The sequence below is a fragment of the Curtobacterium sp. ABR8 genome, from assembly GCF_057812125.1.
Genome location: NZ_CM173818.1, coordinates 2582573 through 2597049 on the forward strand (window position 1 = coordinate 2582573; position 14477 = coordinate 2597049).

17 protein-coding genes and 1 tRNA gene are annotated in these 14477 nt (G+C 70.7%); 6 read left to right on the plus strand and 12 right to left on the minus strand.

Going from position 1 to position 14477, the window contains the following annotated elements:
• Positions 1 to 4 precede the first annotated feature (4 nt).
• A complete protein-coding gene (locus tag ACXKZB_RS12255) occupies positions 5 to 979 on the minus strand; it encodes an ABC transporter permease (protein WP_222657978.1) in 975 nt (324 codons plus the stop codon).
• Positions 976 to 2316, minus strand: coding sequence for a quaternary amine ABC transporter ATP-binding protein (locus ACXKZB_RS12260; RefSeq protein WP_456796512.1), 1341 nt, complete (start codon positions 2314 to 2316; stop codon positions 976 to 978). Before ACXKZB_RS12260 ends, ACXKZB_RS12255 begins: the two co-directional genes overlap by 4 nt.
• Before the next feature lie 431 nt (positions 2317 to 2747).
• On the opposite strand from ACXKZB_RS12260, the gene ACXKZB_RS12265 reads away from it, so the two are divergent.
• Both ACXKZB_RS12265 and ACXKZB_RS12270 read left to right on the plus strand, forming a co-directional pair.
• A complete protein-coding gene (locus ACXKZB_RS12265; protein ID WP_488823296.1) occupies positions 2748 to 4301 on the plus strand; it encodes an amino acid permease in 1554 nt (517 codons plus the stop codon).
• Positions 4302 to 4371: 70 nt separating this feature from the next.
• Complete coding sequence (locus ACXKZB_RS12270) at positions 4372 to 4686, plus strand: hypothetical protein (protein ID WP_488823297.1); 315 nt, start codon at positions 4372 to 4374, stop codon at positions 4684 to 4686.
• Positions 4687 to 4694: 8 nt separating this feature from the next.
• Here ACXKZB_RS12270 and ACXKZB_RS12275 read toward each other — a convergent pair whose 3' ends face one another.
• The 7 genes from ACXKZB_RS12275 to ACXKZB_RS12305 form a co-directional block, all read right to left on the minus strand.
• Positions 4695 to 5339 carry a PepSY domain-containing protein gene (locus ACXKZB_RS12275; protein WP_488823298.1) on the minus strand — a complete coding sequence of 215 codons (645 nt, stop codon included), beginning with the start codon at positions 5337 to 5339 and terminating at the stop codon, positions 4695 to 4697.
• 48 nt (positions 5340 to 5387) lie between these two features.
• Positions 5388 to 6746: a sensor histidine kinase gene (locus ACXKZB_RS12280; RefSeq protein ID WP_488823299.1), complete on the minus strand. Its 1359-nt coding sequence runs from the start codon at positions 6744 to 6746 to the stop codon at positions 5388 to 5390.
• The gene (locus ACXKZB_RS12285) at positions 6739 to 7416 is read right to left on the minus strand and encodes a response regulator transcription factor (protein WP_488823300.1); all 678 of its coding nucleotides are present in this window, start codon (positions 7414 to 7416) and stop codon (positions 6739 to 6741) included. The genes ACXKZB_RS12280 and ACXKZB_RS12285 overlap by 8 nt, the downstream gene beginning before the upstream one ends.
• A gap of 75 nt (positions 7417 to 7491) precedes the next feature.
• Positions 7492 to 7704 carry an SCO4848 family membrane protein gene (locus ACXKZB_RS12290; RefSeq protein ID WP_111085956.1) on the minus strand — a complete coding sequence of 71 codons (213 nt, stop codon included), beginning with the start codon at positions 7702 to 7704 and terminating at the stop codon, positions 7492 to 7494.
• Between the two features lie 141 nt (positions 7705 to 7845).
• A complete protein-coding gene (locus ACXKZB_RS12295) occupies positions 7846 to 8772 on the minus strand; it encodes a hypothetical protein (protein ID WP_488823301.1) in 927 nt (308 codons plus the stop codon).
• Complete coding sequence (locus ACXKZB_RS12300; protein WP_123313686.1) at positions 8769 to 9230, minus strand: ImmA/IrrE family metallo-endopeptidase; 462 nt, start codon at positions 9228 to 9230, stop codon at positions 8769 to 8771. Before ACXKZB_RS12300 ends, ACXKZB_RS12295 begins: the two co-directional genes overlap by 4 nt.
• A complete protein-coding gene (locus ACXKZB_RS12305; RefSeq protein ID WP_488823302.1) occupies positions 9227 to 9667 on the minus strand; it encodes a hypothetical protein in 441 nt (146 codons plus the stop codon). Before ACXKZB_RS12305 ends, ACXKZB_RS12300 begins: the two co-directional genes overlap by 4 nt.
• Positions 9668 to 9742: 75 nt before the next feature.
• On the opposite strand from ACXKZB_RS12305, the gene ACXKZB_RS12310 reads away from it, so the two are divergent.
• Positions 9743 to 10393: a YigZ family protein gene (locus ACXKZB_RS12310; RefSeq protein ID WP_488823303.1), complete on the plus strand. Its 651-nt coding sequence runs from the start codon at positions 9743 to 9745 to the stop codon at positions 10391 to 10393.
• A gap of 106 nt (positions 10394 to 10499) precedes the next feature.
• Here ACXKZB_RS12310 and ACXKZB_RS12315 read toward each other — a convergent pair.
• A tRNA-Lys gene (locus ACXKZB_RS12315) sits at positions 10500 to 10572 on the minus strand.
• A gap of 93 nt (positions 10573 to 10665) precedes the next feature.
• On the opposite strand from ACXKZB_RS12315, the gene bcp reads away from it, so the two are divergent.
• Positions 10666 to 11136 carry a thioredoxin-dependent thiol peroxidase gene (gene bcp / locus ACXKZB_RS12320; protein ID WP_488823304.1) on the plus strand — a complete coding sequence of 157 codons (471 nt, stop codon included), beginning with the start codon at positions 10666 to 10668 and terminating at the stop codon, positions 11134 to 11136.
• 74 nt (positions 11137 to 11210) lie between these two features.
• Here the strand turns inward: bcp and ACXKZB_RS12325 are convergent, their stop codons facing one another.
• Positions 11211 to 11633, minus strand: coding sequence for a hypothetical protein (locus ACXKZB_RS12325; protein WP_123313689.1), 423 nt, complete (start codon positions 11631 to 11633; stop codon positions 11211 to 11213).
• A gap of 260 nt (positions 11634 to 11893) precedes the next feature.
• Here ACXKZB_RS12325 and ACXKZB_RS12330 point away from each other — a divergent pair, with 260 nt between their 5' ends.
• Positions 11894 to 12142 (plus strand): WhiB family transcriptional regulator, encoded by a 249-nt coding sequence (locus tag ACXKZB_RS12330; RefSeq protein WP_017888820.1) that lies wholly within the window; start codon positions 11894 to 11896, stop codon positions 12140 to 12142.
• A 249-nt stretch (positions 12143 to 12391) separates the two neighbouring features.
• On the opposite strand, the gene ACXKZB_RS12335 is transcribed toward ACXKZB_RS12330, so the two are convergent.
• Complete coding sequence (locus ACXKZB_RS12335; protein WP_488823305.1) at positions 12392 to 13891, minus strand: sensor histidine kinase; 1500 nt, start codon at positions 13889 to 13891, stop codon at positions 12392 to 12394.
• A 118-nt stretch (positions 13892 to 14009) separates the two neighbouring features.
• Between ACXKZB_RS12335 and ACXKZB_RS12340 the strand changes: the two genes are divergently transcribed.
• Positions 14010 to 14447: an Rv3235 family protein gene (locus ACXKZB_RS12340; RefSeq protein WP_488823306.1), complete on the plus strand. Its 438-nt coding sequence runs from the start codon at positions 14010 to 14012 to the stop codon at positions 14445 to 14447.
• The last annotated feature ends 30 nt before the right edge of the window (positions 14448 to 14477 follow it).

Genomic DNA, 14477 nt, shown 5'->3' on the forward strand with positions numbered 1-14477 from the left:
TTCCTCACGCGTCGACGGTCTGGCGGTCGCTGACCGCTTCGGTGGTGGCGGCGGTCTGCGCGGTCGCCGCGTTCGGCGTCGCGGTCACGGTGGGCTTCCGCTTGCGCTTCCAGGGCCGGGAGGCACCACTCGCGTCACCGCCGAGCGCTGCGGTCAGACGGTCCAGCAGGATCGCCAGGACCACGACCGACAGACCGGCCTCCGCCCCGAGACCGACGTCGATGCGGTTCAGCGAGGCGACGATCTGCTCGCCGAGCCCGCCGGCGCCGACCATGCCGGCGATGACGACCATCGAGAGCGACAGCATGATGACCTGGTTGACGCCGGCCATGATGCTGGCCTTCGCCAACGGCAGCTGGATCTGGCGCAGGATGCGCCACGGGCTCGACCCGAAGGCGGCACCGGCCTCGACGACCTCGCTCGGGACGCCGCGGATGCCGAGCTCGGTGAGCCGGACGCCGGGGGCCATCGCGAACACGATCGTCGCGACGATGCCGGGGACGACGCCGACGCGGAACAGCAGCAGTGCCGGGATCAGGTAGACGAACGCCGGGGTCGTCTGCATGAAGTCGAGCACCGGGCGGATGATCCGGCTCGCGGCGTCGGACCGGGCGGCCCACACCCCGAGCGGGATGCTGAGGACGACGGCCAGGCCGGCTGCGACGACGACGAGCGCGAGGGTGTTCATCGCGTTCGTCCACTGCCCGACACTGACGATGAACAGCAGACCGATCGCGGCGCCGAGCGCGAGCTTCCAGCCCTTCGCCAGGAACGCCAGCACGACGAGCACCGCGACGACGACCCAGAACGGCGGGGTGGACAGGAAGTACTCCATCCACGCGTCCATCCACGTGAACACGTAGCGGACGACGTCGAAGAAGCCGGACAGGTAGGTGGTGATCCAGTCGACGATCGCGGCGACCCAGGTGCCGAGGGGCAGGTGGAAGTCGCCGAAGGAGTTGGTACCGGGGGTGATCATGCGTGGTCTCCTTCGGCGAGGGTCGAGTCCATGTCGGAGTCGGAGATGCGGGTGACCGGCTCGAGCACCGGGATCGGCATGGTCGACGTCGGCACGTTGCCGAGCGCGGCCAGCAGTGTGACGCGCGGCACGACGCCGAGCAGACGCCCCTCGTCGTCGACGACGGCGATCGGCAGGGGCGACTCGACAGCGAGCTCGAACAGGTCGGTCAGCGCGGTGTCGGGAGCGACCCGGGCGTACTCGGTGTTCACGATCGCGTCGAGGTTCGTGTCACCGGCCTTGACCTGGCGCATCACGTGGCGGTCCCGGACCCAGCCCTCGAGCTTCCTGCCCCGTCCGGTGACGAAGAGCGCGGCGGTCTGCAGGTCCCGCATGGTGCGCAGCGCGCCACGGGGACCGACGGTGAGCGGGACGGTGGCGCGGGCGGGCTCCATGACGCTGGCGGCGGTGAGCACCCGGGCGCGGTCGACGTCCTGCACGAACTGGGCGACGTAGTCGTTCGCCGGGTCGGTCAGGATGTCCTCCGGCGTCCCGATCTGCACGATCCGGCCGTCGCGCATCACGGCGATCCGGTCACCGAGGAACATCGCCTCGTTCAGGTCGTGCGTGATGAAGACGATGGTCTTGCCGAGCCGCTGCTGCAGGTCGACGAGCTGCTCCTGCATCTCGCGGCGGATCAGCGGGTCGAGTGCGCTGAACGCCTCGTCCATGAGCAGGACGTCGGTCTCGGCGGCGAGGGCGCGGGCGATGCCGACGCGCTGCTGCATGCCGCCGGACAGTTCGTCGGGCTTCGCGTCGGCCCAGACGTCCAGGCCGACCAGGTCGATGACCTCGCGGGCCTTCGCGAGCCGGGTGGCCTTGTCGACGCCGTTCACCTCGAGCCCGAACGCGACGTTCTCGAGCACGGTGCGGTGCGGCAGCAGGGCGAAGTGCTGGAACACCATCGACACGCTGGACCGGCGGATGTCACGGATCCCCTTCGGCGTCGCGCCGGTGACCGTCCGGCCGCCGATCTCGACGCTGCCGGCGGTGGGCTCGAGCAGGCCGTTGAGCATCCGGATGAGGGTCGACTTGCCGGAGCCGGACAGCCCCATGACGACGAAGATCTCGCCGGGTCGGACGTCGAAGGACGCGTCGATGACCGCGGCCGATCCCTGCTCGCGGACCTCGTCGCGGGTGGCGCCGGCGGCGAGGCGTCGGACGGCCTCGGCGGGTCGGCGGCCGAACACCTTGTAGACGTCGCGGACGCTGACCGCCGGCGACGCGGTGGCGTCCGGAGACGTGCTGGTGGGGTCCGGCGACGGGGTGTGCCGGCTCTCGGGTGGTGCGATGGACAACTGATCTCCTCGCGTCGCCACGGCGGACGGAGCGCGCGTGCGGCGACGGTGTGGTTGCGAACGGGTCGCCCGGGACGGTGCGCGCGGCCACGTCGAGCCCCGCGCAACGGCGCAGAGCGAGCGATCACGCACGCGGGGACCACGCTCGGGGCGGTCCCGGTCCGGCCGACCGTACGGCCCCGGCGCTGCTGGCCGTGGACGCGTCCTGGTCGTCGTGTCCCCGGCCAACGGCCTGTGGGGACGTTCAAACCTACCGGTGTCTTGTCCCCCGATCACAATCGGCGTCCGCCGGAATCCGGGCACCGCTGTACCCCGGTGGCGGCGTGTCGCCCACGCACACGGGGATCGGGATCGTGACCGTCTCGTTACAGATCAGCTCGTTCGGAGGTTTGTGTGCCGCCCCGGTTCCGCGCGCATGTAGGTTGTCGCGCATGACAGCGCAGAACGACACGGGCGTGAACCGAGCCCCGGCGAACGACTTCTCGCACGAGCAAGAGGGCTACCAGCACGGCCTGAAGCCCCGGCAGTTGCAGATGATCGCGATCGGTGGGGCCATCGGCACCGGACTCTTCCTCGGTGCGGGTGGACGACTCCACACCGCGGGCCCTGCGCTCGCGCTGACCTACCTGGTCTGCGGCATCTTCGCGTTCTTCATCCTCCGCGCCCTCGGCGAGCTCGTGCTGCACCGCCCGTCGTCGGGGTCGTTCATCTCGTACGCCCGTGAGTTCTACGGCGAGAAGTTCGCGTACGCGGCCGGCTGGATGTACTTCCTCAACTGGGCGATGACCTCGATCGTCGACACCACCGCCGTCGCGATCTACCTGCAGTACTGGTCCGCGTTCACCGCCGCACCCCAGTGGCTCCTCGCGTTGATCGCCCTGATCGTCGTGCTCGCCGCCAACATGGTCGCGGTCAAGGTGTTCGGCGAACTCGAGTTCTGGTTCGCCCTCATCAAGGTCGCCGCGCTCGTCGCGTTCCTCGTCGTCGCGATCATCTGGCTCGTCTTCGCGTTCCCGGTCGAGGCCGGTGGCGAAGCCGTCCGGACGGGCTTCTCGATCTGGGGTGACAACGGCGGGCTGTTCCCGAACGGGCTGCTCCCCGCGGTCATCGTGATCCAGGGTGTCGTCTTCGCGTACGCGGCGATCGAGCTCGTCGGCACGGCCTCCGGTGAGACGCAGAACACCGAGAAGGTCATCCCCCGCGCCATCAACTCGGTCGTGTTCCGCATCGCGGTCTTCTACGTCGGGTCGATCATCCTGCTGTCCCTGCTCCTGCCGTACACCGCGTACAAGGAGGGCGAGAGCCCGTTCGTGACGTTCTTCTCGTCGCTCGGCAACCCGCAGGTCGGGTCGATCGTCGGCGGCATCATGAACTTCGTCGTGCTCACGGCGGCCCTGTCCTCGCTCAACGCCGGCCTGTACTCGACCGGTCGTGCGCTGCACTCGATGGGCATGAACGGCTCGGCGCCGAAGTGGACCACCAAGATGTCGAAGGGCGGTGTGCCGTACGCCGGCATCCTGCTCACGGCCGGCTTCACCGTCGCCGGCGTCGTCCTGAACTACTTCGTCCCGAGCCAGGCGTTCGAGATCGCGCTGAACATCGCGAGCCTCGGCATCATCACGGCGTGGGGCACGATCATCCTCTGCCAGATGCGGCTCCGGTCGTGGGCAAAGCAGGGGCTGGCGAAGGAGCCGTCCTTCAAGCTGCCCGGTGCCCCGGTGACCGCGTGGCTCACCCTGGCGTTCCTGGCGTCCGTGATCGTCCTGATGGCCATCGACTACCCGGTGGGCACCTACACGATCGCGTCCTTGGTGATCGTGATCCCGCTGCTCGTCGTCGGCTGGTTCCTGCAGCGCGACCGCATCCTGCGCATCGCGTCCCTCCGACAGGGCGTCACGGGTCCGTACCCGATCGGGGTGCGCGACCCGGCGAACCAGGTCCGTCGTGACGGGGACGACCAGAGCGGGTCGAACGGCACCGCCTGATCTGTCCCGGGAGCGCAGCACGCCGCGCGCGGAATGCAGTGGGTCCGGCACCCGTCGGTACGATCGGCGGGTGCCGGACCGCTCTGTCTCCCCTGCGTCTGTTCCACCCACCCTCGATCTCCAGCTGAGCTGGCGAGGCGCGTACGGACGCCTGCGGGTGTTCCCCGACCGCCTCGAGGCCGAGACCGACTACCAGCGGGCGGCGCGGGTCTCCGTGCCGATGGACGCGGTGACGGGGTGGCGCCTCGGGCCGTGTGACGAGGACGCCGTGTGCGTCGAGTTCGTCACCGGACCGGAGACGTTCCGCGTGCTGCTCGACACCTCGGACGAGCAGCTCGCCGCGCTGGCGGTTCGGAAGGTGCTCGGGCCACCGCTGGCCGACTGACGGTCGGGTCAGTCGTCGGTGTCGACCTGGTCGGTGACGACGTCACCCGAACCGGCGTCGATCCGGACGCTGTGCTTCGTCCCGGACCCGTCGACGACGTCACCCTCCCAGACCACCTTGCCCAGGTGGTCGTCGAGGCCGAGCTCGGTGATCGCACCGGCGTGCAGGTCCTCGAAGGCGCTGACGGCCTTGCTGACGTCGAGGTCGGCAGCGGCGACGAACCGCTCGTGCTCGGCCCGGTCGTCGGCGTCCGCGGTCTCCGTCTGCGGGGTGCCCGTCACACCGGTGCCGTCCGCATCGGTGTGCACCTCGTGCTCGGTGCCGTCCTTCGTCACGACGAGGACCTCGTGGGCGCTGCCGCGCTGCTCCTGCTCGACCGAGATCACGGTGCCGGACCCGACGCTCTTCCGCGCGGTCGCGACGGCGGCCAGCAGGGCGTCGTTCGACGCGGCGGAGGCCGCGGTCGTGGAACCCCCGCCGGTGGCGCCGGTGGTCGACGACCCGTTCGATGACGAGGCGGCGGAGTCGGACGAGCCGTCGGCCGTGTCGTCGGAGGAGCAGCCGGTGAGGGCGAGTGCAGCCACGACCGGCAGGGCGGCGAGGGCGGCGACGCGGCGGGCGGCGGGCTTCTGGAGCTGGGTGCGGAAGGTCATGGGACGAGCATGTCGTCGGGGTGCTGAAGCAGACCTGAAGCCGCCTGTTCAGCCGCCGAGTGCGATGCGGACCACGAAGCGCGCCCCGCCGAGCGAGGAGTCCGTCACCGTCGCCTCGCCGCCGTGCGCCCGCACGGCGTCCCGCACGATCGCCAGACCGAGTCCGGCACCACCGGCGTCACGGCTGCGGGCTTCGTCGAGCCGGACGAACCGCTCGAACACCCGGTCGCGCTCGCCCGCGGGGACCCCGGCACCGTCGTCGTCGACCGTCAGCACCGCAGCGCCGTCCTGTTCGACGAGCGCCACCGTGACGCGTGACACGGCGTGCCGGACGGCGTTGTCGACGAGGTTGCGGACCACCCCCGTCAGCAGCCGTTCGTCGCCGAGCACGCGCGCGGCGGAGATCCCCGAACCGTCGACCCGGATCGTGCTGTCGCCGGTGGCGCCGGCCGGCACCCGTGCGCGCGCCCGCGCGACGGCGTCGAGCGCGAGGTCGTCGAGGTCCACGGCGCGTCGTGTGCCGGTGCCGCCCTCGTCGAGCCGCGACAGCTCGAGCAGCCCGGTCACCAGGTCCTGCAGCCGCACGGCCTCGGACCGCACGACGTCGGAGAACTCGCCGACGTCGGTCCGGTCCGGGTGTGCGGCGGCGACCTCGGCGTGCTGGCAGATGGACGCGATGGGCGACCGCAGTTCGTGCGACGCGTCGGAGACGAACCGCCGCTGCCCGGCAGCCGACCGGTCGAGACGGTCGAGCATGGCGTTCATGGTGGTCGCGAGCCGGGCGACCTCGTCTCCGGTGTCCGGCACGACGACGCGGGCGTCCGGCTGGGCAGCGCGGATCGTCTCGACCTCGGTCCGCATCCGTTCCACCGGACGCAACGACCGCCCGGTCACGGACCAGGTCACCACCCCGAGCACGAGGACGAGGACCGGCACCCCGACGGCGAGGAGCACGACGGCGGTCCGGATCGCGGTGTCGGTCTGCTCCAGGAAGACGCCGTACACCAGGGTCGCCTCACCCCCACCGGGCAGGTCGACGTCGTCGGAGACGAGCAGCCAGCGTTCACCGTCGTGCGACCACCGGGACTCGTCGGCCGTGGACAGCGCCGGGGCGTCGGCGTCCTCGCCGTGCGCGAGGACCGAGCCGCCGTCACCGATCACCTGCACCAGGACGTCCTCGTAGTCGGTCACCGCCCCGGCGCCGTCGGACTCGACCCGTGACGACACCTGTTCGAGGCCGGCCTCGGCAGCGGTCCGCACGCCGTCGAGCAGCACCAGGCGGAGGACGACGACGAAGCCCACGGCACCGACGACGAGCGCTGCGAGCACCACGACGCCCGCGCCGAGCGTCGTCCGTGCGCGGACGGAGCGGAACCGCCGGGGACGGGTGCGACCGCGGTCAGCCACCGTCGGCTCCCAGCCGGTAGCCCGCACCGTGGACGGTCTCCAGCGACGTCCGGCCGAACGGCCGGTCGAGCTTGCGGCGGAGGTGCCCGACGTACACCTCGACGATGTTCGGGTCGCCCTCGAAGTCGACGTCCCAGACGTTCTCGATCACCTCGCGCTTCGAGCACACCTGCCCGGCGCGTCGGGCGAGGTACTCGAACACCGCGAACTCCCGGCTGGTCAGGTCGACGACGGTCCCCGCACGCGTCACCGACCGCGCGGCGGGATCGACGACGAGGTCACCAACCGTCAGCACCGTCGGACGCTCCCGCGCACCACGGCGGACGAGCGCACGCAGGCGCGCGACGAGGACCGGGTGCGAGAAGGGCTTCGTGACGTAGTCGTCGGCACCGGCGTCGAGGGCGTCGACCTGGTCCCACTCGCCGTCCTTGGCGGTGAGCATGAGCACCGGCGTCCAGTCCTGGTCGGCCCGGAGCTGCGCGCACACTGCCCATCCGCTCATCCCCGGCATCATCAGGTCGAGGACGATCGCGTCGTACCGGAACTCGCGGGCGTGCCAGAGACCGTCGACCCCGTCGTGGGCGACGTCCACGGCCCACCCCTCGGCCTCGAGGCCGCGACGGACGCCGTCGGCGAGCCGTACCTCGTCATCGACCACCAGCACGCGCATGGCGACGATCCTGCCGTGCGCCGCTGAAGCAGCGCTGAAGCGACGCCCGACGGCGGACGGCGGACGGCGGACGGCTCAGACGAGCAGCAGGATGCCGGCGACGACCGCGGCCACGGCGATCGCGAGCGCGATGAGCAGCAGCACGAGGTGCACCGTGTAGAACGTCGTCGGCTTGCCCGCGGCGTCACGTGCGCGGGTGTCCTTCGCGACGCGCTGGAAGAAGCGCGGCCAGGTGACGACGTTGAAGACGGCACCGATGAACAGGACGACTGCGGCGAAGACGAGCACCGTCCGAGTCTAGACAACGAGTGTCGGTGGTGCTCGGCCGCCCCCAACGCGGCCGAGACCCACCCGACGGGCCACAGAATCTGTAGCACTTGCTACAAACCCTACACGGGCGTCCGCGGACCGTCGAGCCACCCGTTCGGGCTACGCGGCGTCGAGTGCCGCCTCGGCCTCGGCGAGTGCGGCTCGCTCGGCATCGGTCAACGACGCACGCGACCGCCGGAGCCCGTCGTTGACCTCGACGATCGCGCGGCTCAACCGCGTGGCGGGGTCGTCCGTCGACGGGTAGGCGTTGTCCGCGCCGATCCGCTCGTGCAGCGGTGCGAGACGGCGCAGCGCCGCGGCGACCCGCCGGGTGCGGCGACGTCGTGAGACCCGGTGGCCGATCACCAGCAGCAGCATCCCCGTCGAGACGCAGATCACGGCGCCCGGCGTGGTGACGTCGTACGGCAGCGCGAGGGACCGCATCCGGTCCAGGTCACCCAGGACGTGCGCCAGGTCCATGACCACGACGACCACCATCCGGACGACGCCGAGCACGCCGCCGAGCACCAGCACCCACAGCCCGACCAGGTCCGTCGTCGTCCGTGCCTCGCGCAACCGGAGGACGCAGATGAACCCCGTCGCGCCGAGCGCCACCCCGAGGTACAGGGTCTGTGCGATCGAGTAGACCGTCGCGGCCGGGTGCGATCCGGCGTCGAGCATGAACGTCGTCGTGGTGGCGGGCTTGTCCAGCACCGTGAAGGCGACGACGACCACGACGACGACCGCGGCGAACGACACCACGATCGCGTTCCGGAGCCACGGCCGGGCCGCTCCCACCGCCTTGGCCACGCCCCACAGCAGCGTGCTCGTGCCGGCGACCATCAGGCAGTCGCTGACCACCGTCACGACGTTGAACCCACCGAGCAGCGGGTCGAGCCCGCGGTACAGCGGATCGACGTTCGTGACGATGGTGGCGGCGAACAACAGGAACGTCACCGCCAGGGTGCGGTCCTGCCCGCGTTGCAGGACGAAGAGCGCGATCGTCCCGGCGATGAGCAGCACCGCCTGGACGACGGCGACGATCACCCGAAGACCCCGCGGAAGGCGCTCGGACGACCCCGGTGTCGTCGGATGAGCGTCGCGAGCTCGTCGGCGAAGACCTCGGCCTCGTGCTCGTACGTGTTCGAGAACATCCCCCGCGCCAGGGCCCGCTCGACCTTGTACTCGGGCAGGTCCGGGATGACGTCGCGGATGTACGCCGACTGCGGTGCGTGCTCCTGGTGCCGGTGCAGGACGTGGCCGAGCTCGTGCCCGATGACGAACGCCCGGAAGGTGGGCGACGCGGTCGGCGAGATCATGATCAGGTGCGCGTGCTCGAGCGTCGCGACGAAGCCGCAGACGGGTTCCGTCGCGAGGAACGCCTCTTCGCGGACGACGATCGGCTTGTCGACGACGACGGCAGCGGCCGCGACGGCCTGGTCGACGTCGGACCACTCCTCGGCCGCACCGCGCGCCCAGAAGGACTCGAGCAGCGGGTCGGTCATGCGATGCTCCCGCGCTGTGATTCCTCCTCGAGCACCTCGGCGATGCGCCGCAGCGCCTCGGGTGAGAGCTCGCCGGGGAAGGTGCGTGCGGCGAACCCGCTCACGCGGGCGGAGCGCAGCGAGCGGACGAGGGCGAGCTGCGCACCGATGCGCTCGGGGACGTCGCTGTCCTCGAGCAGGAAGCGCTCGTCGACCTCGAAGAACCCGGCGAGGAGCCGCAGGAGCTCGGTGTCGCGGTTCCGTCGGCCGTCACCGGAGAGCATGTAGGTCCACTTCGCCCGCGAGAGCGAACCACCCCGGGTGGCGACGTACTCCTCGATCGAGGCGAACGGCACCGGAGCCCCGCGCTGGGACTCCTCGAAGTCGAGCAGCAGGTTGATGCGCCGTGCGAGTTCGGCGGCGTCCAGGACCCCACCCCTCGGATCACCGGTCTCCATGTCGGACTCCTCCCCAACCGTGCGTGCACGACATCGTAGCGCGGCGGACACGGTGCACGCCGTTAGCCTCGGGGCATGGCCCGCAGCTTCCCGTCGACGATCGCCGAACCGGTCGAGCACGAGATCGTCATCACGAAGTCGCGGTTCGTCACCACGGTCGCTCCCGTGTCGGACGTGGCGGACGCCGAGCGCGTCATCGCCGAGGTGAAGCGCCGGTACTGGGACGCCCGGCACAACTGCACCGCGATGGTCACCGGCACGCTCGGCGACCAGGCACGGTCGTCGGACGACGGCGAACCCTCCGGCACGGCGGGCGTGCCGATGCTCGAGGTGCTCCGGCGCCGCGACCTCACCGACGTCGTGGCGGTCGTCACCCGGTACTTCGGCGGCGTGAAGCTCGGCGCCGGCGGACTCGTCCGCGCCTACTCGAGCTCGGTCTCCGAGGCCCTGGACACCGCCGCGCTCGTCCGACGCGAGGCGCTCACCCAGGTGCACTTCGACGTCCCACACGCCGAGGCCGGCCGGCTCGACAACGTCCTGCGCGACTGGGTCCGGCACCACCACGCGTCCCTCGGTGCGACGGTGTACGGACCTGCGGCGACGTTCGAGGTCTGGGTGACCGCCGACGCGCTGCCGACCCTGACCGCGGACCTCGCAGCAGCCTCGGCCGGTGCGGTCGACCTCGTCGTGGGCGAGGAACGGATCGTCGACGTGGCCGCCGACTGAATCCGACCGCCGGATGCACCTCGGGCGTGTCCCGCTCGGAACCCGTCCACACCCCGGGAACGCACGAAGGCCCCGACTCGATGAGTCGGGGCCTTCGTGGTTGCGGTGCACCCCCTCGGACTTGAACCGAGAACCCACTGATTAAGAGTCAGTTGCTCTGCCAATTGAGCTAGAGGTGCATGTTCCGGCTTCCGTGCCGCAACGGGAATCAACAATAGCATGGGTTCTGCGTGCTCACGACCACTCGTGGGCACGGAGCGAACAGGAGCACCATGACCGACCGTCTCGCCGCCGGCGACACCGCCCCCGAATTCACGCTGCCGGACCAGGACGGTGTCGAGCACTCGCTCGCCGCACTGCGCGGCAAGAAGGTCATCGTGTACTTCTACCCGGCGGCGTCCACCCCCGGGTGCACCACCGAGGCCTGCGACTTCCGCGACAACATGTCGTCGCTGCAGGCGGCCGGCTACGAGGTGCTCGGCGTCTCGAAGGACGAGCAGGCGAAGCTCAAGACCTTCCAGCACGAGCAGGCACTCACGTTCCCGCTGCTGAGCGACCCGGACCTCGCGGTGCACAAGGCGTACGCCGCGTGGGGCGAGAAGAACAACTACGGCAAGATCGTGACCGGCACGATCCGCTCCACGATCGTCGTCGACGAGGACGGCACCGTGCAGCTGCCGCTGTACAACGTCAAGGCGACCGGACACGTGGCGAGCCTGCGGAAGAAGCTCGGCCTGGTCTGAGGACCGGACCGCAGCGAGTCGGGAGGCGCGGTGCCAGCTGGCACCGCGCCTCCCGTCCGTCGTTCCGGCCGCGTCTACTCCACGGGACGCGCGAGCGCGGCCGTCACCGACCGCGACAGCACGAACGTGATGCCGAGCAGTGCGGGGATCAGCAGGACCCAACCGACCGCCGGTTCACGGAAGACGCCCTGGAACGCGCCGATCGCGATCGCACCCTGCAGCACCTGCCAGACGATGATCCCCGAGCGCACCCACGCGCGCCGCTTCCACAGGCCGTTCAGCAGCGCACCGAGCCAGAGCGCCGCGACGGCCGACAGGATCGTCAGGGCGATCCCGGAGGCCAGGCTCGACGCCGGTGCGACGATCAGCTCGACGACGAGCACGACGGTGACCACGACGAGCGCCGCGAACTCGAGGCCGACCACCACCAGCAGGCCGATCAAGGCGCGTGAACGTGGCTCAGGACGGTCGACCGCGGTCGGGTCGTCATCGTGCACAGTGATCCTCCAGCATCGGAACCCTTGATTTGCCCCTACCAGTATGGAACGATATTCGAGGTCGTTTGGACGGCACGATGTGGTGTGCGTCTCCCGTGGTTCGTCGCTCCTCCCCCGAGCGTCACGCGGGCGTCAGACTCGCTTCCAGCGGACTCCTCCCCACAGTTGTCCCCTCATGCCTCATGCATGGTCAGCGTTCCGATCCCCCGAACCCCGGCCCCGGCCTGCCGTTCGAGCATCGACATCAAGGAGCACCACACATGGACTGGCGTGACAAGGCAGCTTGCCTCACCGCGGACCCCGAGCTCTTCTTCCCCGTCGGGAACACCGGGCCCGCCGTCGATCAGATCGAGAAGGCCAAGTCGGTCTGTGCGCGCTGCACGGTCACCGAGATGTGCCTGCAGTACGCACTCGAGAACAACCAGGACTCCGGTGTCTGGGGTGGCCTCAGCGAGGACGAGCGTCGTGCGCTGAAGCGTCGCGCCGCCCGCGCTCGCCGCGCTTCCTGACCCGGTACCGCCTGACGCACTGACGCCCGTCGTCCCCTCGGGGACGGCGGGCGTCGTCGTGCGCGGCGCGGGAGGAGGGCGCGGGGCGGCGCGGCACGCCGTGCGCTGGTCCTCGGGGTTCCACAACACGCCGTGCGTTGACCGTCGAGGTTCCGCAACACGCGCGATCGCACGCCGAGATGCGCAGATCTCGGAACCTCGGCGCGGGCGCGAACCCGACGCGCAACTCCCGCGGGCGCGCCCCCGGGGCTAGGCCGGGGCGGTCAGCCAGCGGAACGGGATGGTGATCGTCACCTCGGTGCCGCTGCCGGTCAGGGTGTGCCAGTCGATCGTGCCACCGAGCTCGCCCTGGATGAGCGTGCGGACGATCTGGGTGCCGAGGCCCGAACCGACCTTCCCCTCGGGAAGCCCGACACCGTTGTCGCGGACCTCGATCTCCAGGTGGTCGTCGAAGCGGCGGGCGACGATCTCGACCTCGCCGTCGCGGCCGTCCAGCCCGTGCTCGACGGCGTTCGTGACCAGCTCGGTGAGCCCGAGCGCGAGCGGCGTGGCGGCCTCGGACGGCAGCACGCCGAACTCGCCGGTCTTCTTCGGGTGCACGGTCGTGTTGTGCGACGCGGCGACCTCGGTGACGAGCTTGAGCACCGAGTCGAAGACGTCGTCGAAGTCGACCGTCTGGCTCAGGCCGCTCGACAGCGTGTCGTGCACGACCGCGATGGCGGCCACCCGGCGCATGGCGTTCTGCAGCGAGGTCCGCGCCTCGTCGGAGTGCGTGCGACGGGCCTGGATCCGCAACAGGGACGCCACCGTCTGCAGGTTGTTCTTGACGCGGTGGTGGATCTCGCGGATGGTCGCGTCCTTGGTGATGAGCTCGCGCTCCTGGTGCCGGAGCTCGGACACGTCGCGGCAGAGCACGATCGCACCGATGCGGTCGCCGTGGTCGCGGAGCGGGATGGACCGCAGCGACACCGTCACGCCCTTCGACTCGATGTCGGCCCGCCACGGAGCACGACCGGTGACGACGAGGGGCAGGGACTCGTCGACGTCGAGCTGCGCGCCGATGAGTTCGGTGGTGACCTCGGCGAGGGACTTCCGCTCCAGCTCGCCCTCGAAGCCCATGCGGTTGAAGGCGCTCAGGCCGTTCGGGCTGGCGAAGGTGACGATGCCGGCGGTGTCGAGACGCAGCAGACCGTCACTGGCCCTGGGAGCACCACGGCGCGGGCCGGCCGGTGCACCGAGGTCCGGGAAGTCACCCGTCGCGATCATGCCGAACAGGTCGTTCGCGCTCGCGGTGAAGTTGAGTTCCTGGCGGCTCGGCGTCCGCATCTCGTCCTGGTTGGAGTGCCGGGTGACGACGGCGATCGGCCGATCGGTGGTCTGCGCGCTCTTCGCGCTGAGGCGCCGCAGCACCGGGATCGCGCGGACCCGGGTGGGGGTGTCCTCGTACCAGTCGGGCTCGGCGGAGTCGACGACGCGGGACCCGGCGAAGCTCTCGGTCACCTGGCCGCGCCACTCCTCGCGGATCTCCTGCCCGACGATGTCGCGGTAGAACAGCGTCGCCGCGGAGCTCGGGCGGGCGTGCGCGACGGCGACGAACGAGCCGTCCTCGGCGGTCGGCACCCACAGGACCATGTCGGCGAAGGACAGGTCGGCGAGGAGCTGCCAGTCCCCCACGAGCAGGTGGAGCCACTCCACGTCGGCTTCGGAGGAACGGCCTTGCGCGAGGACGAGGTCACTGAGGGTCGACACCCCGCCAGTCTAGGTGCGCCGACTTGTGGAGAAGGTCGCGCTCTCCACAGGCCCGGAGCGCTCGTATTTCGTATGTTGCACGCCCCATACGCTCGCTCCAGCAACGGAAGGGGCAGGGGTGGCAGAGCAGGCACGCCGGATCGACCAGACGACGACGGCGCACGCGCCGCCACTCACGATCGTCGGGCCACCACCGGCCGAGGAGCCGGTGAGCGGCCCGCCGGACCCCGCCGAGACCGCCCGCGCACTGGGCTTGTGCGTCGCGGAGGTGCTGACCGGGTCGCGCGAGGTCGACAGCATCGCCCGGTGGATCACCGACGACGTCCACCGTCACCTGCAGCAGCGCGCAGCGGTGGCCGCGCACGCGCGCTCGGTGCACCGTCGGTCGCGGGCGCGCCCCGTGCTGCGGGTGGGCAGCGTGCTCGTCTGCCGACCGGCCGACGGGGTCGCCGAGGCCACCGTCGTCGTGCACACGCGCAGTCACGCACGCGCGGTGGCGATGCGGTTGGAGACGCGGCACGGCAAGTGGCGGGCGACCGCCATCGGGGTCCTGTAGCGGGACCGGGACGGACAGGAGGCACGGTGC

Bases quoted from the DNA above. Each gene is read 5' to 3' on its own strand.
- ACXKZB_RS12255 (WP_222657978.1), bottom strand. From the start codon at position 979: ATGATCACCCCCGGTACCAACTCCTTCGGCGACTTCCACCTGCCCCTC.
- ACXKZB_RS12275 (WP_488823298.1), bottom strand. From the start codon at position 5,339: ATGACCTTCCGCACCCAGCTCCAGAAGCCCGCCGCCCGCCGCGTCGCC.
- ACXKZB_RS12285 (WP_488823300.1), bottom strand. From the start codon at position 7,416: ATGCGCGTGCTGGTGGTCGATGACGAGGTACGGCTCGCCGACGGCGTC.
- ACXKZB_RS12265 (WP_488823296.1), top strand. From the start codon at position 2,748: ATGACAGCGCAGAACGACACGGGCGTGAACCGAGCCCCGGCGAACGAC.
- ACXKZB_RS12310 (WP_488823303.1), top strand. From the start codon at position 9,743: ATGGCCCGCAGCTTCCCGTCGACGATCGCCGAACCGGTCGAGCACGAG.
- ACXKZB_RS12330 (WP_017888820.1), top strand. From the start codon at position 11,894: ATGGACTGGCGTGACAAGGCAGCTTGCCTCACCGCGGACCCCGAGCTC.
- ACXKZB_RS12300 (WP_123313686.1), bottom strand. From the start codon at position 9,230: ATGACCGACCCGCTGCTCGAGTCCTTCTGGGCGCGCGGTGCGGCCGAG.
- bcp (WP_488823304.1), top strand. From the start codon at position 10,666: ATGACCGACCGTCTCGCCGCCGGCGACACCGCCCCCGAATTCACGCTG.
- ACXKZB_RS12305 (WP_488823302.1), bottom strand. From the start codon at position 9,667: ATGGAGACCGGTGATCCGAGGGGTGGGGTCCTGGACGCCGCCGAACTC.